13 protein-coding genes are annotated in these 16,588 nt (G+C 64.5%); 6 read left to right on the top strand and 7 right to left on the bottom strand.

Annotated features, from left to right (window positions below; all coding sequences use genetic code 11):
- Positions 1-93 precede the first annotated feature (93 nt).
- Both AC5FRW_RS16505 and AC5FRW_RS16510 read left to right on the top strand, forming a co-directional pair.
- On the top strand, positions 94-870 hold the full coding sequence (locus AC5FRW_RS16505; protein ID WP_493569562.1) for a 2-phosphosulfolactate phosphatase: 777 nt from the start codon (positions 94-96) through the stop codon (positions 868-870).
- A 75-nt stretch (positions 871-945) separates the two neighbouring features.
- A complete protein-coding gene (locus tag AC5FRW_RS16510; RefSeq protein WP_493569563.1) occupies positions 946-1,710 on the top strand; it encodes a sugar phosphate isomerase/epimerase family protein in 765 nt (254 codons plus the stop codon).
- Between the two features lie 129 nt (positions 1,711-1,839).
- Here the strand turns inward: AC5FRW_RS16510 and AC5FRW_RS16515 are convergent, their stop codons facing one another.
- From AC5FRW_RS16515 to uvrB, 5 genes are all read right to left on the bottom strand, one after another.
- Positions 1,840-2,685: an alpha/beta fold hydrolase gene (locus tag AC5FRW_RS16515; protein ID WP_493569564.1), complete on the bottom strand. Its 846-nt coding sequence runs from the start codon at positions 2,683-2,685 to the stop codon at positions 1,840-1,842.
- Positions 2,686-2,945: 260 nt separating this feature from the next.
- Positions 2,946-3,815 (bottom strand): universal stress protein, encoded by an 870-nt coding sequence (locus AC5FRW_RS16520; protein ID WP_493569565.1) that lies wholly within the window; start codon positions 3,813-3,815, stop codon positions 2,946-2,948.
- A gap of 166 nt (positions 3,816-3,981) precedes the next feature.
- Positions 3,982-5,367 (bottom strand): hemolysin family protein, encoded by a 1,386-nt coding sequence (locus AC5FRW_RS16525; RefSeq protein ID WP_493569566.1) that lies wholly within the window; start codon positions 5,365-5,367, stop codon positions 3,982-3,984.
- A 125-nt stretch (positions 5,368-5,492) separates the two neighbouring features.
- Complete coding sequence (locus tag AC5FRW_RS16530; RefSeq protein ID WP_493569567.1) at positions 5,493-8,066, bottom strand: heavy metal translocating P-type ATPase; 2,574 nt, start codon at positions 8,064-8,066, stop codon at positions 5,493-5,495.
- Between the two features lie 339 nt (positions 8,067-8,405).
- A complete protein-coding gene (uvrB, locus tag AC5FRW_RS16535; protein ID WP_493569568.1) occupies positions 8,406-10,463 on the bottom strand; it encodes an excinuclease ABC subunit UvrB in 2,058 nt (685 codons plus the stop codon).
- Between the two features lie 333 nt (positions 10,464-10,796).
- Here uvrB and AC5FRW_RS16540 point away from each other — a divergent pair, with 333 nt between their 5' ends.
- From AC5FRW_RS16540 to AC5FRW_RS16555, 4 genes are all read left to right on the top strand, one after another.
- Positions 10,797-12,011 carry an ABC transporter substrate-binding protein gene (locus tag AC5FRW_RS16540; protein WP_493569569.1) on the top strand — a complete coding sequence of 405 codons (1,215 nt, stop codon included), beginning with the start codon at positions 10,797-10,799 and terminating at the stop codon, positions 12,009-12,011.
- A gap of 175 nt (positions 12,012-12,186) precedes the next feature.
- Complete coding sequence (locus AC5FRW_RS16545; protein WP_493569570.1) at positions 12,187-12,540, top strand: hypothetical protein; 354 nt, start codon at positions 12,187-12,189, stop codon at positions 12,538-12,540.
- Between the two features lie 343 nt (positions 12,541-12,883).
- The gene (locus AC5FRW_RS16550) at positions 12,884-14,278 is read left to right on the top strand and encodes an APC family permease (RefSeq protein ID WP_493569641.1); all 1,395 of its coding nucleotides are present in this window, start codon (positions 12,884-12,886) and stop codon (positions 14,276-14,278) included.
- The gene (locus tag AC5FRW_RS16555) at positions 14,275-14,928 is read left to right on the top strand and encodes a potassium channel family protein (protein WP_493569571.1); all 654 of its coding nucleotides are present in this window, start codon (positions 14,275-14,277) and stop codon (positions 14,926-14,928) included. The genes AC5FRW_RS16550 and AC5FRW_RS16555 overlap by 4 nt, the downstream gene beginning before the upstream one ends.
- Before the next feature lie 39 nt (positions 14,929-14,967).
- Here AC5FRW_RS16555 and AC5FRW_RS16560 read toward each other — a convergent pair whose 3' ends face one another.
- Both AC5FRW_RS16560 and AC5FRW_RS16565 read right to left on the bottom strand, forming a co-directional pair.
- A complete protein-coding gene (locus AC5FRW_RS16560; protein ID WP_493569572.1) occupies positions 14,968-15,852 on the bottom strand; it encodes a DUF106 domain-containing protein in 885 nt (294 codons plus the stop codon).
- A 74-nt stretch (positions 15,853-15,926) separates the two neighbouring features.
- On the bottom strand, positions 15,927-16,520 hold the full coding sequence (locus tag AC5FRW_RS16565; RefSeq protein WP_493569573.1) for a rubrerythrin family protein: 594 nt from the start codon (positions 16,518-16,520) through the stop codon (positions 15,927-15,929).
- Positions 16,521-16,588 lie beyond the last annotated feature (68 nt).

The following is a 16,588-nucleotide window of genomic DNA, read 5'->3' on the forward strand; positions in this document are numbered from 1 at the left end:
AGCGTACTCGCCAGTAAGACCGGCTTACGATGGGGGCTGCTGGCAATACGCCCGCCCACAGAGTTATTGCCGACCATCGCTCTGTCTCAGGCAATGACTGCTCACCGGTCGGACAACCGACCCGACAACTTCCTCGACGAGCGGTTGATCGAGCGCTGTGAGGAGATACCCGACGACCTCGACCCGGGCCACTACGTCGTGATCGATACGATGCACTTCTCGAATACGGTCATCGAACTCCTCGCGAACGGTGCCGCGTCCATCCACATCACGGACGAACGCGGACAGGAACTGGCCTATCGAGCGTCCAATCCAGCGACCCTCATCGGCGGTGCGAGTACGGACGACTACGATCCCGTCGACGGGTACGACTTCTTCAACTCCCCGGCCTACGTACAGCGCCTCGATGTCGAGGACCGGCCGATCAGTATGACCTCCTCGAACGGCGGGCGCGCCGTCGCGGGCCTGCGCCAGCGTGTGACCGAGGCTATCGACGTGTACGTCGGCTCGACGATGAACGCGGCGGCGCTCGGCCAGTACCTGCGTGGCCGCGACCGCCCGGTCCATCTCGTGAGTGCCGGCTCGAAGGGCGACGTGGCGGTCGAAGACCACATCGGGGCGACGTTGATCAGTCGCCACATCGACGGCGTCCCGCCGGCCGAAACCGAACTGGACCTGTTCCGAAAGCAACTCCGGACCGCCAAAGGCGTCGACTACGTCGACACCCACGAACTCCGACAGCGAGACGTGCTCGACTACGCCATGGCTATCGACAGTCGCTCCGTCCTCCCGAAACTGGTCGGTGACTCCCTCGTCGATATCGCCACGTCCACCGACACGCCCCCGGCAGACGGCCAGACCGCCGATTGAACCGTTCTCGTAGCTATCTGGCCGGTATCCGGCACCACAGCTTCATCGGCATCGCCACCCGAACTCGAACGTACGATGACGGCCCGCTACGGCGCGTCGCTCGACGTGCGCTTCGACGACGACCCCGAAGACTTCGTTCAGTATCTCGACTCGCTCGGCCTCTCACACGTCGAGATCAGGCAGAGCTACCTCGACACGCGACCGGACCAGCCCGATCTGGCGCGACTCCGTGAGATCAGGGACAGCTACGACGTTACCTACACACTGCACGCGGCGTACAACGACTGTAATCCGGCGAACCTCAACGAGGCGCTCCGGCGAGCGATGACCGAGCACGTCGTCGCGACGCTCGACATCGCCCGAGAAATCGGTGCGGGCGCGGTCGTCGTCCACGGCGGTGCGGTCAGTCGCTCCTATCCCGAACGCGTGAAGCGTCATGCTCGCGAGCAGGCCGTCCAAACGATCAGGACGGCAGCCGGTCACGCCGACGACGTCGGTGTGTTCCTCTGCGTCGAGAATCAGCGCTCCAAACCAACGAAGCGATACCACACCTCCTCCCCCGATCGATTCGCGTCGTTCCTCGACGATGTCGGCGTCGACTCGAAGTATCTCGGTGTCACGCTCGACGTGGGCCACGCGAAGGCGACCGGCGTCGATCCGACGGCGTTCGTCGAGCAGTTCGGCGACCGAATCCGCGTCGCCCACCTCCACGACAACGACGGCACCGACGACGATCACGACCCGCTCCCGGACTACGAACCCCTCACCGAGCGGATCGGTGCCCGCTACAACGTCTTCGAGATGAAGTCGAAAGCCGACATCGAGCGCTGTGTCGCCTGAACCCCGCCGAATCGATTCGAGTCGTTCGTTCTACACTGGCCGTCTTTCATATCGCGTAATATGATTTATAACCCGGGGCGGCCTGCTCGGTCCGTTTACGACGACCTCGCAAAAACAGCCCCGAGCGCGTCAGCGATGGGCGATCTCACGAACGTGGGCCACGACGGTCGCTGCAGCCTCGCGGGGCGGCCAGTGCGCGCAGTCATCGAGCACGACCAGCTCACTCGTCGGGATTCGGTCGGCCGCTCGCTGTGCCCACGAAAGCGGGACGACTTCGTCTTCGGCGCCATGCAGCAGGCGGGTGGGGACCTGCAGGTCGGCTAGCTCGTCGAGGAAGACGGTGCGATATCCCGTGCGCGTGACCTCTGCCGCGCGGAAGCGTCGGAACGCCACGCCCGCCGTCGGGCGCTGTACCTCCTCGAAAACCGCGTCGACGGCCGCCGCGGGGAGGGCGTCCAGATCGGCGACGATGCCACGCAGGCTCGCTTTCGTGAGCCATCGACTTCGGCGAAAGAGGGCGATGGCGAGTTTGTTGCACACCTGCACCTGCGCGAGGCCGTAGGACAGCAGGCCGTTCGGGAGTGCCCGTCCCAGTCCGTAGCTATCGATCAAGAGGAGGTCATCGACCGTCTCCGGCCGCCGGAGTGCAAGCCCCAGTCCGATCGCCCCGCCCAGTGAGAGTCCGACGACTGTGGGGTCGTCGAGTCCGAGCGCTTCGACGAACCCCTCGATCACGTCGACGTGGCGACCGACGGGGTACGATCCCGGCGGCAGGTCACTGTCGCCGTAGCCAAGCAGATCGGGTGCAACGACGTGACAGTCCGACGCGAGCGGTTCGATCACGCCACCCCAGGAGACGTGGGCGGCATCGATGATCCCGCCGTGGAGCAGGACGACAGTCGGATCGTCCCGGTCGCCCGCTTCGAGATAGTGGATCCGCGGTCCGTCGACGACGACCGTCTCGTCGGTGGGCATACACCTGCCATCGATTGGATGGCTGAAAAAGCTCGGCCTCACAATTGTATCGGTCGCTCGGCGGAGGGAGACGGTGTCTTGCTGCTGTTCGCTTGTTTCGTGCCTGCTGGCGAATAAACCACTATCTGCAATATACAATTCCGCAGTCGGGCGACGAGCAGCGACCTCTCCCCTCGTCGAAGTCGGAAGCGCACGCTCGTGATCGAAATGTCTGGACCGCCGCTGTGACCCTCAGCGGTGTGATATCCTCTCGATAGAATTCATTTCGGCTTCGCGACGGTCATGACGGGGACCGGTGCGGTGCGGACGACCGCTTCGGCGACGCTGCCCAGCAGGATTCGATCCGTACCTCGTCTCCCGGTCGTCCCCATTCCAACGGCGTGAATGTCGTTCGCTTCGCGACAGTCGAGAATCTCTTCGACGGGCGTTCCGTGTTCGATATGCCGGACGGTGTTCGTCACGCCGGCAGTCTCGGCCGTCGAAACGATGTCCTCGACGGCGTCGGCCGCGGCTTGCTCACTTTCTTTGCTTGACATCGTCGATCGCACATCCGGCCCGAGTGTGGCATCGTCCACGACGGAGAGGACGTGGACGGTCGCATCGAGCGACGCTGCTAGCTCGACGAGATGATCTGCAGCGTACCTCGCGGCGCGACTCCCGTCTGTCGGGACGAGGATGTTCTCGTAGGGGAACGTCACCGTTTCGTCGGGTTGCATCCGAACGGTGAGGACGGGGACCGAGGAGAGTCGGACGACCTTCTCGGAGACGCTGCCGGCGAGGTACCGGGAGAGTCCCTCTCGACCGTGGGTCGGCATGACGATCAGGTCCTGGTCGTATCGCTCGGCGTACTCGGCGATCGTCGGGGCCGGATTGCCCTGAACGACATCGGTGTCGTACGACACGCCGAGCGTGTCCAGTGTCTTTGTGGCCTCCGCGACGATGTCTTCGCCCTGCTGGACGAGTGCATCGACGGTTTCTCCCTCGACGACGGTGACGCTCTCACGCGCCGTATCGGCAACGTAGAGCACCTCTATCGTCGCGTCAGCCCAGTGTGCGATCTCGCTGGCGTGGTGGAGCGCTTTGGCTGCGTCATCGCTATCGTCGAACGGGAGCAGGATGTTCTCGTACATGATTCGATGCGGTGGCGTACGTCTACTGTCTCCCTAATGGTTTCCACCAGTCGGTGCCGTCCTCTCGTCCGAGACCGCGCGAACGGCCACGCGGGCACGCGCCGCCACGCCGTTCGGTCGCGGCCGGGTCTGACAGCGTCCGAACAGCCGTCTCTGGGGCCGGTGACTATTCGAGTTCGTCCTCGGTGGTCGACGATGTCGTGTCGGCCGGATCGACGTCGTCGCGGTCGACACTCACTCGGACCTTCTGGATGCGGGTGTTGTCCACCTGCTCGGCCCACAGCGTCACGTTCTCGTACTCGAACTCCTCGCCGCGCTCGACGAGGCGGCCCGCGCGATTGAACATGAAGCCCGCGATGGTCTCGAACTCTTCTCCCTCCGGCAGGACGATGCCAAGCGCCTCGTTGACCTCGTGGATGTTGACCGAGCCATCCACCAGGACGGTGTTGTCGTCGACGAACTCGAAGGGATGGTCCTCGTCACCGACCAGTATCTCACCGACGATCTCTTCGAGTACGTCCTCCATCGTGATCAGCCCCTCTGTGGCGCCGAACTCGTCGATGACGACGACCATATGCAGGCGATTGTCCCGCATCTCCGAGAGCAGTTCGTCGACGTTCTTCGACTCTGGCACGTGAAGTGTCGGGTTGATCACGTCCGCGACCGTACGGTCCGCGAACTCGTCGTAGTCGGCGTCTTCGAGATCACGGATGTCGAACACACCGATCACGTTGTCGAGCGAGTCCGCGTAGACCGGGAGGCGAGCGTGTCCCGACTGGATACAGCTCTTGATCGCTGCCTCGATGCTCGCGTCGCTGGCGACCGCGGCCATGTCGAGGCGCGGCGTCATCACTTCCTTTGCCGAGGCGTCGGTAAATCGGAGGGCACGCTGGAGCATGTGGCGTTCTTCCTCGTCTAAGACGCCCTCACGCTCGCCGGTCTTGATCATGTTCCGTATCTCGTCGCGGGTGACGTACGTCGACTCGATCGAGGCGCTGCCGCCGGTGATCTTGTTCACGACCGTCGTCAGGTAGTAAAACAGGGTGATGAGCGGCCACAGCACTTTCTCGACGACTTTCAGCCCTCGGGCGACGCGGCGGGCGTGCAGTTCGGTGTTCTCGACGGCGTAGGATTTGGGTGCGCTCTCGCCGAAGATCAACACCATCGACGTGATCCCGAGCGACGAGACCAGCACTGCCGTCCCCGCGTCGAAGTACAGGCCCACGAGCGTCGTCGAGACTGACGACATCGTAATGTTGACCATGTTGTTCCCGACGAGGATCGTCACGAGCAGGCGGTGGGGGTCCTCCTTGAGTGACTTGACCGCCTGCGCACCACGTTTCCCCTCCTCGACCATCGCGTCGATCTGGTGGGCCGGTAGCGAGAACAGTGCGATCTCGGACGACGAAAAGAAGCCAGACCCCACGAGGAGCAACAGAATCAGGCCAACACCGATCGCGGTGACTTCCGCCTGCCCCAGCTCGATACCGACGACCGGGACTGTGTACTGTACGAGGCTGGCTTCAGCCACTGCTGTGAGCACTGATGACATCGTCGATACCGGTGCTTGCCCGAGCAGACAGGTAACCCTTGTGTACCACTGTCAGATTGCCGCCGGAGGCCCGCAGTCCGCTGTCGATCACTATCTGACCGGACGAACGACAACGGCGATCCGTGTCAGTCCTCGCCCGGGCGGACGCGAGAGAGTCGCATCGCGTTGCTGGTGACGCCGACGGTCATCCCGGCGTCGCCAGCCAGCACGGCCAGCCAGATGGGGACCAGTCCGAAGGGGACGGCCACGGCGAGACCTGCTTTGACGGCGAGGCTGGCGACGATGTTCTGCCGGATGACGCCGTTTGCCTTGCCGGCCAGTTCGTAGAGGTAGGGGAGTCTGGCGAGGTCGTCGCTCATCAGTGCGATGTCGGCCGTTTCGAGGGCGGTGTCGGTGCCGGCCGCCCCCATCGCGACGCCGACGGTCGCCGTCGCGAGCGCGGGCGCGTCGTTGATCCCGTCGCCGACCATCGCCACGCCACCCTCGGTGTCGGCGTCCAGTTCCTCGATGGCGGCGACCTTCTCGTCGGGGAGCAGTTCGGCGCGGTACTCGTCGACCCCGACCTGCTGGGCGATAGCGCGGGCGGTCCGCTCGTTGTCGCCGGTCAGCATCACCGTCCGCTCGATACCCAGTTCTTGCAGCCGCTGCACGGTCCGTTTGGCTTCGGGACGGACCTCGTCGGCGACGGCGACGACGCCCTCCAGTTCGTCTTCGGTCCCGACCAGCACGACGGTCTTGCCCTCTGCCTGTAGTTTGGGGACCGTCTCGTCGAGGAGGTCCAGACAGTTGTGCCGATCACAGAGCTGTCGAGCGGTCCGGGTGACGACACCGCCGTCAGTCGTCGCGTGGACGTGCGAGAGGTCGAAACCCAGTTCCTCGAACAGGCCGGGCTTGCCGGCGAAGTGGGGCGTGCCATCGAGGTCCGCCCGGACTCCCTTTCCGGTGAGACTCTCGAAGTCGTCGACCTCGCGGGCGCCGACACCGGCCGCGCCCGCCTCCGCGACGATGGCCTCGCCGATGGGGTGTTCGCTGCGCTGTTCCAGCCCGCGGGCACAGCGGAGCACGTCGTCTTCGGTATTACCGTTGAGGGCAACAACGTCGGTCACGGTGAGTTCTCCTTTGGTCAGCGTCCCGGTCTTGTCGAAGGCGACGGCATCGACCGCGCCCATCGCTTCGAGGTTGTCCCCACCCTTGATCAGGACGCCGTTCTTGGCGGCGCTCGTGATGCCCGAGACCACCGAGACCGGCGTCGAGATGACGAACGCACAGGGACAGGCAAGCACCAGCAGCGTCAGGCCGTAGACGACGGCCGTCGACCACGTCACGCCCATGACGGCGGGACTGGCGACTGTGACGAGGACGGCGAAACCAACGACGACGGGCGTGTAGTAGGCGGCAAAGCGCTCGACGAACTGCTCGCGCTCGGTCTGGTTGGACTGGGCGTCCTCGACCATCTCGACGATCCGCGAGAGGGTGTTGTCACTCGCGGCCGACGTGACTCGCACTTCGAGATACCCCTCTTCGTTGATCGTGCCCGCGAAGACCTCGTCGTCGACGGTCTTGTCGACCGGAACGGACTCGCCGGTGATCGGGGCCTGATTGACGGCGCTGGTCCCATCGACGACGACGCCGTCCATCGGGACCTTCTCACCCGGGCGCACGACGACCACGTCGTCCGGTTCGACCTGCTCGACCGGAACGGTGGTCTCGTCTTCGCCTCGCTTGACCGTCGCCATCTCCGGTGAGAGATCCATCAGTTCTGCGAGCGAGTCCCGTGCGCGATCCATCGAGGCGCTTTCGAGCAACTCGGCGACGCTAAAGAGGACGGCGAGCGTCGCAGCCTCGAAGTACAGCGCCTCGCCGAACGCGAGGCTCGCGGTCAGCGCGCCGAGGATGGCGACCGACATCAGGAAGTCGATGTCGAGGTTCAGCGTGCGCGCCGAATAGTAGCCGTTGCGCAGGATCGACTGGCCCGCGACGGCCACGGCCACCAGAAAGAGCACGCTCGCGACGTGTACCTCGCTGTCGAAGACGGTCGCGACCGTCGGATTCGCACCGGTGAAGAGAAACTCCAGTGCGAGACCGACCGCGAGGAATCCCCCGCCGATCCAGGTCTTGACCGCGCGGGCACTTCGCAGGAGGCTCTCGTCGTCGCCGATATCGCCGTCGTCGCTGTCGGTCTCGCCGACCTCGTAGCCCGCCCCCTCGATGGCGGCGACGACCGCACGCTCGTCCGCACGCGCGTTGTCGTAGCTGACGACGACGGTACCGGTCGTCGGGCGCGTCTCGATATCGGTGATCCCGTCGACGCGAGCCAGCGCGCTCTCGACCTTCCCGGCACACGAGCTACAGTCCATATCGGGGACCGAAAGCGTCAGTGTCGCCGTCTCGCGTTCGACGCTGTAGCCGGCTTTCTCGATCCGGTCGACGATCGCTTCGGCGCTCGTTTCGGTACCGTCGAAGGACACGGTGAGGGTCCCCGTCGTCACCTGCGGATCGATCACGTCGACGCCCGGCAGCCGCTCGACGCTGCGCTCGACCTTGCCGGCACACGAGCCACAGTCCATCTCCGGCACCGAGAACTCGGCGGTGGACAGCGACGAGGCGGCCTCAGTCCCGCTCTCGTCGCCACTATCGCCCGGCGCTCGGTCGTCCGCGTGCCCGCCGTTTCCGTCGGGCACTCCATCTGCTCCAGTCATACTAGATCGGAGACGGCCCGGTCTTATTAATGCCGCTGCTACGAAACGGGGCCTAATTGGTCAGAGTTGCTAACTACTGCCGAACGGATTATTAAAATCCGCAGATATCCGTGCCGATACGGAGCCACGGTTCTCTCTGACCTCGTACCGCGTCGAAACGATCCCGCTCCGCTATCGAGGGCCTGCCTCGTTCTTGCAGTCTCGTTGCCACCACGTCGAACGACCGACTGCTCCTTTGCTATCGCGACTATTGGTTTATCGCTGGCGCTACCGACGCTGCTGTGTAGCATACGCTCTGTGGGAGAAACCGGATCAGTGGCGTCCCAGACGGCGCTTCCGCTAGAATTCGTCTGGACCGGGTGCCGGGACGCCGCCGTCGTCGGTCTCGCCGGCGAGATCGAACTCCTCGCGCAGTTCCCTGATCCGGTCGCGGATGTCGGCGGCCAGTTCGAACTCCAGATTGTCCGCGGCCTCGTTCATGCGCTGTTCGAGGCGTTCGATCTGTCTGGCCGCTTCGTCGGCGTCTGCGGGTCCCTCGCCGGTGACATCCGAGGTGTCCGTCTCCGCGCCGGGCAGCGAGGACTCGCCAACCGGCTTCTGGATGGTCGTCGGCTCGAAGCCGTGTTCTTCGTTGTATTCCTGTTGAATCTCCCTGCGACGGCGCGTCTCGTCGATGGCCGACTCCATGGCATCGCTCGTTTCGTCGGCATAGAGTACGACTTCGCCGTTGACGTTTCTCGCCGCTCGCCCCATCGTCTGGACGAGCGTCGTCTCCGAGCGCAAGAATCCCTCCTGATCGGCGTCCAGAATCGCCACCAGCGACACCTCGGGGATGTCGAGCCCCTCCCGCAGGAGATTGATCCCGACCAGCACCTGAATCTCGCCACGCCGCAGCGAGCGGATCAGTTCGTGGCGTTCGAGCGTGTCGGTCTCGTCGTGCATGTACGCCACGTCGATGCCGCTCTCTTCGAGGTACTCGGTGAGGTCCTCTGCCATCCGTTTGGTCAGCGTCGTCACGAGCACGCGCTCCTCGTCGGGCATCCCCTCGATGCGCTCTAGGAGGTCCTGTACCTGCCCGCTGGCGTCGGCGACTTCGATCGCCGGGTCCACGAGGTGGGTCGGCCGGACGATCTGTTCGACGACCTGCCCGCTCTCCTCGCGCTCGTAGTCGCCCGGCGTCGCCGAGACGTAGAGCGTGCGGTCGGTTTTCTCCTCGAACTCCTCGAAGGTCAGCGGACGATTGTCGAACGCCGTCGGCAGGCGAAAGCCGTTCTCGACGAGGCTCTCCTTGCGCGATTTGTCGCCGGCGAACTGCCCCTTGATCTGGGGCAAGGTCTGGTGGGACTCGTCGACGACGGTGAGGAAGTCGTCGGGGAAGTAGTCCAGCAGCGTGTAGGGTGCCTCCCCGCTCTCGCGGTCCGAGAGGTGGACCGAGTAGTTCTCGATCCCCGAGCAGTAGCCCGTCTCTTTCATCATCTCCAGATCGAAGGTGGTCCGCTCCTCGATTCGCTGGGCGGCGACAGCGTTGCCTTTGCGCTCGAAGTACCGGATACGGTCCGACAGCATCTCTTCGATCTCCTCGATGGCGCGTTCGAGGCGCTGCTCGGGGATCGAGTAGTGCTCCGCGGGGTGCAAGAGGACCGCCGGCTCCTCGCTGACGACCTCGCCCTCCAGCGGGTCCATCTTCACGAGGCGGTCGATCTCGTCGCCCCACATGTCCACGCGGACCGCGTAGCGGCCGTACATCGGGTAGATCTCGACCGTATCGCCCCGCACCCGGAAGGTACCCTGCGTGAAGTCCACGTCGTTGCGCTCGTAGTTGAGGTCCACGAGCCGTTTCAGCAGTTCGTCCCGGTCGATGCGCTGGCCCTGTTCGATCCGTAGCGACATGTCGACGTAATTGCGCGGGTCACCCAGCCCATAGATCGCTGAAACGCTCGCGACGACGATCACATCCTCGCGCGTGAGCAGTGATCGGGTCGCAGAGTGGCGAAGACGGTCGATCTCGTCGTTGATCGAGGCGTCCTTGTCGATGTAGGTGTCGGTCTGCTCGACGTAGGCCTCGGGCTGGTAGTAGTCGTAGTAGGAGACGAAGTACTCGACGGCGTTGTCCGGGAAGAGATTACGAAACTCCTCGTAGAGCTGGGCGGCCAGCGTCTTGTTGTGGGCGATCACCAGCGTGGGCTGTTGGAGCTGCTCGATCACCCACGAGACGGTGTTGGTCTTGCCCGACCCGGTCACACCGAGCAAGGTCTGCTTGTCCATGCCCTGCCGGTAGCCTGCCGACAGTTGTTCGATCGCCTCGGGCTGGTCGCCGGCCGGGTCGAAGGGAGCCTCGACGCGAAAGTCCGTTTCGGCGTCCGGTCGGTCCGGAGAGAGGGGGCCGGAGTCGCTCATTGTCCGAGTGTGGGGCTGGATCGACTTGAGCAGTGTGCCTCGTCGCGGAATCGCCGCAAGTGCTTGGATTCCGGCCCTCGGGACGGTCGAGAGGGATGTTTTCGACCACTGGGCTGAATCCGTAGGAGGCTGGCAATGAATGAGTAACCGCTATATCGAATGTGGCTGTGGTGCTCTCGGCGGTCGATGTCCTCTGGCTCTCGGTCGCCAGCGGATCGAGTGGCCTCGTGTGGAGTGTCGGATCGCTTTCAGAGTCGACCGTGACCGCTCGCTCGAATTTTGGGCGACCTAAAGTCCGGAACGCTTTTATAATTTTAGCCGGGCCTAAAATTCATGGCAGAAGACGCCAGCGAACGCGAGGCACGGACGCGGCGTGAGTACATCAAGTTCGGCGGCACTGTCGTCGCAAGCGGTGCGTTAGCGGGCTGTTCCGGGGTCTTCGAATCGGGCAGCGACGCCGAGCAGACGCAGACAGCGACCGACACGGCGACGGCCACCGTCTCGCAGACGGAGACGACGACCGATTCGTCGTACTCGGTAACGATGGCGCCGATGGGCGAGGTGACCTTCGACTCGGTGCCCGAGCAGTGGGTCCCCTACGGCGGAGATTACGCCGACATGGGCGTCGCGCTGGGTCAGGCCGACGGCATGACCGGCATCGGGCAGACCGGTGAGTACTACACGTCCGTCTACGATGAGTTGCCGGGCGTGAGCGTAGACGTGGACCGCATCGCGACCAACGACCTGGTCGACGCGGAGATGTCCAAGGAACTCTTCTACGAGATGGACACCGACGCCCACGTCATCGACACTGGGATGTTGCGCAACTGGTTCGACTGGCGCGACGAGGACGTCGCGGAGATCAGGGAGAACGTCGGTCCGTTTCTCGGAAACATGATCTTCCGGCGCTCCGACGGCTGGCACAACTACCGGTACTACACCCTGTACGAAGCTTTCGAGAAGGTCGCAGAGCTATTTCAGGAACGCGAACGGTACGAGGCGTTCGAGACGTACCACGACGAGTTCATCGCGGAGATTCAGTCACGGATGCCGCCGTCGAGTGAACGGCCCAGCGTGATGTTGACCTACGAGGGAACGGACGAACCGGAGACGTTCTCCCCGTACCGTCTGATCGACAAGGGAACGAGCAAGAAGCAGTGGAACGACCTTGGCGTGGCCGACGCACTCGCGGGGACTGGAGTCGAGAACCTCAGCACCGAGAACAGGGGCGAACTCGACTACGAGAACCTCCTCGAAGTCGATCCAGACGTGCTCCTGATCCGCGGACACGAGCAGAAGTCCCCCGAGGAGTTCCGCGACACCGTCCTCGCGTACATGCGTGACCACCCGGTCGGGAGCGAACTGACGGCCGTTCAGAACGGCCGCGTCTACCGCGGTGGCTATCTTCGGCAGGGGCCGATCCATAACTTCTTCCTGACCGAACGGGGGGCGAAACAACTGTACCCCGAGGAGTTCGGTGACGTGACCAGCGACGTGGAACTGTTCGACCGCCAGCGACTCGCCGACATCGTCAACGGCGACGTTTAGCGAGTGTGCCGACCGGAAAGAGGCGTTCCGGGACGGGACCGTTCGCTACCGGGTGCATCGTTGCTCCGGATCGGTGAGCTGTCTGGCTCCCTTCTCTGGTCAGTGTGACTGATTTCCTCCTGGCCGATTCGAGCGACCACCAGCCCTATCTTCGAGACAGTCCAATGACAGAACGATGCAAGTCATCTGCACCGACGGAACGACGTTCGCCTGCGAGAGCTACGACCTCACCCAGTACGGCGTGGTACTGTACGGCCAGGAACACGACCCCAACGACGAACGCTACAGCGAGGACCCGGAACAGTTCGGTTACGTCCCACACGACCGACTCTACTACATCCTGCCCGATGGAGTCCTGCCGAGCACTGCGGCGCATGGTCCGGGCGTCGAGCAAGGCGTCCCTCCCGGTCGACAGGCCACTACCGGGGGTCGCCAGCATCTCGACGGACGAGGACAGCAGCCACCGTCGCCACCGCAGCAGGCACCCCCGAACAGTGGTCTCGGTCGACCGCCCGGCGACGGCCAGTGAGTCGTCAGTGCCGGTCGCTCGCCGGTGTGGTCGGACTCGTTGGCCGGTGATCTGTCCGACGGTCTCGACCGAACAGGCCGTTCGACGGCATTCGGCCTGTCGACGAGGCATCCGTCGTCGGTGAGAGTTCCACAGCGGTTTGCATCCCCGGTCCATCGCCGGCCCGAATGCCTGCTGTCGCTGGAACGATCCCGGCTCGAAACACCCGTGATCGTACTGTTGTTTTTTGTGTTGCCGACCGGCAATTGGGACCGATGGATTGTCGGATTGGTCGACGGTGGTGTTCGCCGTGAGTCAGGGCGAGCGATCACCCGAGGCGAACCTCGGTTTGCTCGATGCGACGATGATCGGCATGGGCGCGATGATCGGGGCGGGCATCTTCGTCCTCACGGGACTGGCCGCCGAGATCGCGGGTCCAGCGGCGATCGTCGTCTTCGGACTCAACGGCATCGTCACGGCCTTTACCGGGCTGTCGTACGCCGAACTGGCTGCATCGATCCCCAAGAGCGGCGGCGGGTACGCCTTCGTCCGTGAGGTGTTCGACGACCTCTCGTCGTTCCTGATGGGGTGGATGCTCTGGTTCGCGTACATGATCGCGGGCGGACTGTACGCACTCGGGTTCGCGCCGAACTTCCTCGAACTCCTGCACGTCTACGGCGTCGTCGCGCCGCCGGACGAGGTTGGTGCCATCGCCGTGCCACTGGCCGGCGTCGACATTCCGCCGGCCGTCGGCCTCGCGTTCGTCGCCGTGCTGGGGCTGGTCTCGCTCAACGCCGTTTCCACGGCGGCCAGCGGGAGCGTCGAGACGATCTTTACGATCACCAAGGTGACGATCCTGCTGGTGTTCGTCGGCTTTGGACTCACGAGTCCGATGTTCTCGACCGCGCAGTTCCAGCCACTCTTTAGCAACGGGCCGACTGCGGTCCTGCCCGCCATGGGGCTGACGTTCATCGCCTTCGAGGGGTACGACCTCATCACGACCGTCACCGAGGAGGTCGAGAACCCCCGCGAAAACATTCCGAAGGCGATCTTCGTCAGCCTCGCCGCGACGGTCGTCGTCTACCTCGCGGTCGTCCTCGTTGCCATCGGGACGCTCGGAGCCAGTGGGCTGGCTGCGGCCGGTGAAGCCGGGATCGCCCGTGCAGCGACTGCATTCATGCCCAAGAACCTCCCGATCATCCAGAACGGTGGTGCCATCATCGTCTTCGGCGCGGTGTTCTCGACGCTGACCGCGCTCAATGCCGTCGTCATCGCGTCCTCGCGGGTCGCGTTCTCGATGGGCAGAGAAGAACAGTTGCTCCCGTCGTTCGGCCGGATCCACCACCGGTACGGGACGCCGTTCGTTGCGATCCTCGCGAGCGCCGTCGTCATGCTGTGTTCGGTGGCCCTGCCGACCCAGAGCGCCGGCAACATGTCGAGTCTGTTCTTCCTGCTGTCCTTCATCGTCGTCAACGGCGCGGTGATCCGACTGCGCCGCGAGCGCCCGAACATGACTCGTCCGTACGAGATGCCGTACTACCCCGTCCCGCCGCTGCTCGGGATCGCACTGAATCTGGTCCTGACCGGCGTCCTCGTCGAGTACCTGCTGCGGACGGACCCGCTCGCACTGGTGTTGAGCATCGCGTGGATACTGCTCGGTGTCCTCGCATATCTCGGCCTGCGACGGCGTGACACAGACGTGGCGTCCGAGCCAGCGCCGACGGAATCATCACCCTCCTCGGAGAACGTTGATACATGACTGCAACGCTCAACGTCGTCATCGCCGGCGGTGGTCGTGTTGGCTTGCAAGCAGCCGCGATGCTGGACGATCGTGGCCACGACGTGACGGTCGTCGAACGCGACGGGGATCGCTGTGACCGTGTCGCCGACGAGTACGTCGCGACGGTGATCCACGGTGACGCCTCGAACCCCGACATCCTCGAACAGACGGGGATCGACCGGTGTGACGTGGTCGCCGGACTCACTGGCGAGGCCGGTCTGAATCTCGCCATCTGCATGGAAGCCAAACAGATGACCGACACCGTCCGCACCGTCGCGCGGATCGACAGCGCGGACAAGGAGTCGTACACGCGCTTCGTCGACGCGGTCCTCTTTCCCGAGCGCAGCGGAGCACGCGTCGCGGTCAACGAGATCGTTGGCAGCGACGTGCAGGCGCTGGCCGATCTCACCGGTGAACTCGACATTCTTCAGATTCGGGTGGCAGAGAGCGCTCCCGCTGCCGGCAAGACACTCTCCGAGGTGCGCTTCCCATCGGGCACCCTCGTCGTCTCGGACGCGGCCGGCGACCGGATCGCCCGTCCTGATACGACGCTGACGGCCGGCGAAACCTACATCCTCGCGGTCGAACCGGACGTGGCCGACGAAGTGATGAACCTCATGCGCGGGTAGGCGTTGCCGGGACTGGAGAAACAGGCGTCCGATCGCGTGCTATGCGGGCGTGCCGACCCGTTCGATCGCCTTGTTGATCGTCAGCCCCGAGACCATCGAGGTCCCGATGTACCACACCGTCCAGACCTGCAACGGGCCGATCAGTTTGGCCGTCCAGACGATCCGTCCGAGGACGGGGAAGACGGCTGCTGTCGGCGTCACCGCCGCGGCGGGCGCGACCACCAGCCACGAGAGCCACAGGAAGACGGGTGCGGAGATCAGCACCGTCCAGGCCATCGGCTTGAGCATGTGCTTGAACATCGACAGCTGTTCGGTCATCAGTTCCTGCTGTTCGGCCTGCAGGCGCTCGACCGCGTCGTCGTCGCCCCGTTCGCGGGCGTCGTCGAGGCGGTCACGTACGTCGTTCATCCGCGTCTTCAGGTCGTCCATCGCTGCTTTCGTCTGGAGCCGTCGCCGAATCGTCGTCGAGACCAGTGCCGTCAGGACGGCAAGCAAGGTGAGTGTCGCGGCGAAGGGAAGCGTCGCGGCGACCGGTCCCAGCACCGTATCGACGCTCTGGCCGATCAGGTCACGGGCACCGGGGAGCTGATAGCTCGCCATCAGTGCGAGCGCGCCGACGCCGGCGAGCTTATCGAATCGGGACCAGCCGTCGGTATCGGCCAGTGGGTCGGCTTTGGGTTCCGTGTCGAGATCGATCCCGGCGAGCGTCTCACGCGCCGCGGTCGGGTCGTCGACGACGAAGCGGTCGCCCGCGGGGACGAGCAGGTCGTGATCGAGCAGTCGACCCCACTGGACGGGGTCCAGTCGGTCGCTCACGTCCGCCCAGACGACGGTGCCGTCGCCCGATTCGGCCGCTTCGAGGACGACCGACAGCGCCGCTGCGAGGGCGTCGTCCTCGTGGAGGGTGTCCAGAGACGTGTCCATACGCATGTGTTACGGTCGCGACACATGAATCTGTCTGCTCAGCGCCACGTATCGCCAGAGAGAGCAGCGCCCGCTCAGCAGACGTTCTTGGGGTTGACGCCCAGTCCTTCCAGCGTCGCGACGTAGTCGTCCTCGTAGGCGGCCTGGACGACGGCGGTCGCCGCGTCCTCGGCGGTGTCCCAGTCGCCCTCGTCGGCCAGCGCGTCGAGGGCCTGCTCACGCAGTGTCTCGATGTCGCTGCCCATCTCGCGGAAGGTCTGGGAGGTCTGGGGGTCGGCCTGCCCGACGAAGTAGCCCGTCAGCTGTTCGAAGGTCTTCTTCGCGACGAGCGTCCAGCCGACGAAGCCGCCGAGTCGCGCGACACGGCCGTCCTGCTGGGCCAGCGTTTCGAGGGCGGCCGAGCGCTCGCCGGGGTCGTGGTCGTCGAGCTTTCCGGTGATCGTCTCGTACTGGTCGCCGGCAGTGTCGGCGGCGGCTTGGAACACGTCGCTGTCCCAGTCGCCGACGGTCTCGGCGACGTGGTGGACGGTGGTCGCGGCGCTCGACAGCACGACATTCTCCTCCATCTCGCCCTCGGTGATCGCGTACAGGGCCTTCGAGGAGCCAAGGCGTGAGAGGGGAGTCTTGTTCTCGGAGCGAACCGTCTCGACGAAATCGTCTGCGTTCATACGCGTGGGTACGCAGGCCAGGGCTTGTAACTGCCGGGATGCGAACGAGAGGATTATTCCCCACGCTC

This window comes from Halomicrobium sp. HArcht3-1 (assembly GCF_058933345.1).

What these genes read in the sequence shown, in the direction of transcription:
- AC5FRW_RS16505 (WP_493569562.1), top strand. Translation starts at nt 94, where the DNA reads ATGACTGCTCACCGGTCGGACAACCGACCCGACAACTTCCTCGACGAG.
- AC5FRW_RS16510 (WP_493569563.1), top strand. Translation starts at nt 946, where the DNA reads ATGACGGCCCGCTACGGCGCGTCGCTCGACGTGCGCTTCGACGACGAC.
- AC5FRW_RS16515 (WP_493569564.1), bottom strand. Translation starts at nt 2,685, where the DNA reads ATGCCCACCGACGAGACGGTCGTCGTCGACGGACCGCGGATCCACTAT.
- AC5FRW_RS16520 (WP_493569565.1), bottom strand. Translation starts at nt 3,815, where the DNA reads ATGTACGAGAACATCCTGCTCCCGTTCGACGATAGCGATGACGCAGCC.
- AC5FRW_RS16525 (WP_493569566.1), bottom strand. Translation starts at nt 5,367, where the DNA reads ATGTCATCAGTGCTCACAGCAGTGGCTGAAGCCAGCCTCGTACAGTAC.
- AC5FRW_RS16530 (WP_493569567.1), bottom strand. Translation starts at nt 8,066, where the DNA reads ATGACTGGAGCAGATGGAGTGCCCGACGGAAACGGCGGGCACGCGGAC.
- uvrB (WP_493569568.1), bottom strand. Translation starts at nt 10,463, where the DNA reads ATGAGCGACTCCGGCCCCCTCTCTCCGGACCGACCGGACGCCGAAACG.
- AC5FRW_RS16540 (WP_493569569.1), top strand. Translation starts at nt 10,797, where the DNA reads ATGGCAGAAGACGCCAGCGAACGCGAGGCACGGACGCGGCGTGAGTAC.
- AC5FRW_RS16545 (WP_493569570.1), top strand. Translation starts at nt 12,187, where the DNA reads ATGCAAGTCATCTGCACCGACGGAACGACGTTCGCCTGCGAGAGCTAC.
- AC5FRW_RS16550 (WP_493569641.1), top strand. Translation starts at nt 12,884, where the DNA reads ATGATCGGCATGGGCGCGATGATCGGGGCGGGCATCTTCGTCCTCACG.
- AC5FRW_RS16555 (WP_493569571.1), top strand. Translation starts at nt 14,275, where the DNA reads ATGACTGCAACGCTCAACGTCGTCATCGCCGGCGGTGGTCGTGTTGGC.
- AC5FRW_RS16560 (WP_493569572.1), bottom strand. Translation starts at nt 15,852, where the DNA reads ATGGACACGTCTCTGGACACCCTCCACGAGGACGACGCCCTCGCAGCG.
- AC5FRW_RS16565 (WP_493569573.1), bottom strand. Translation starts at nt 16,520, where the DNA reads ATGAACGCAGACGATTTCGTCGAGACGGTTCGCTCCGAGAACAAGACT.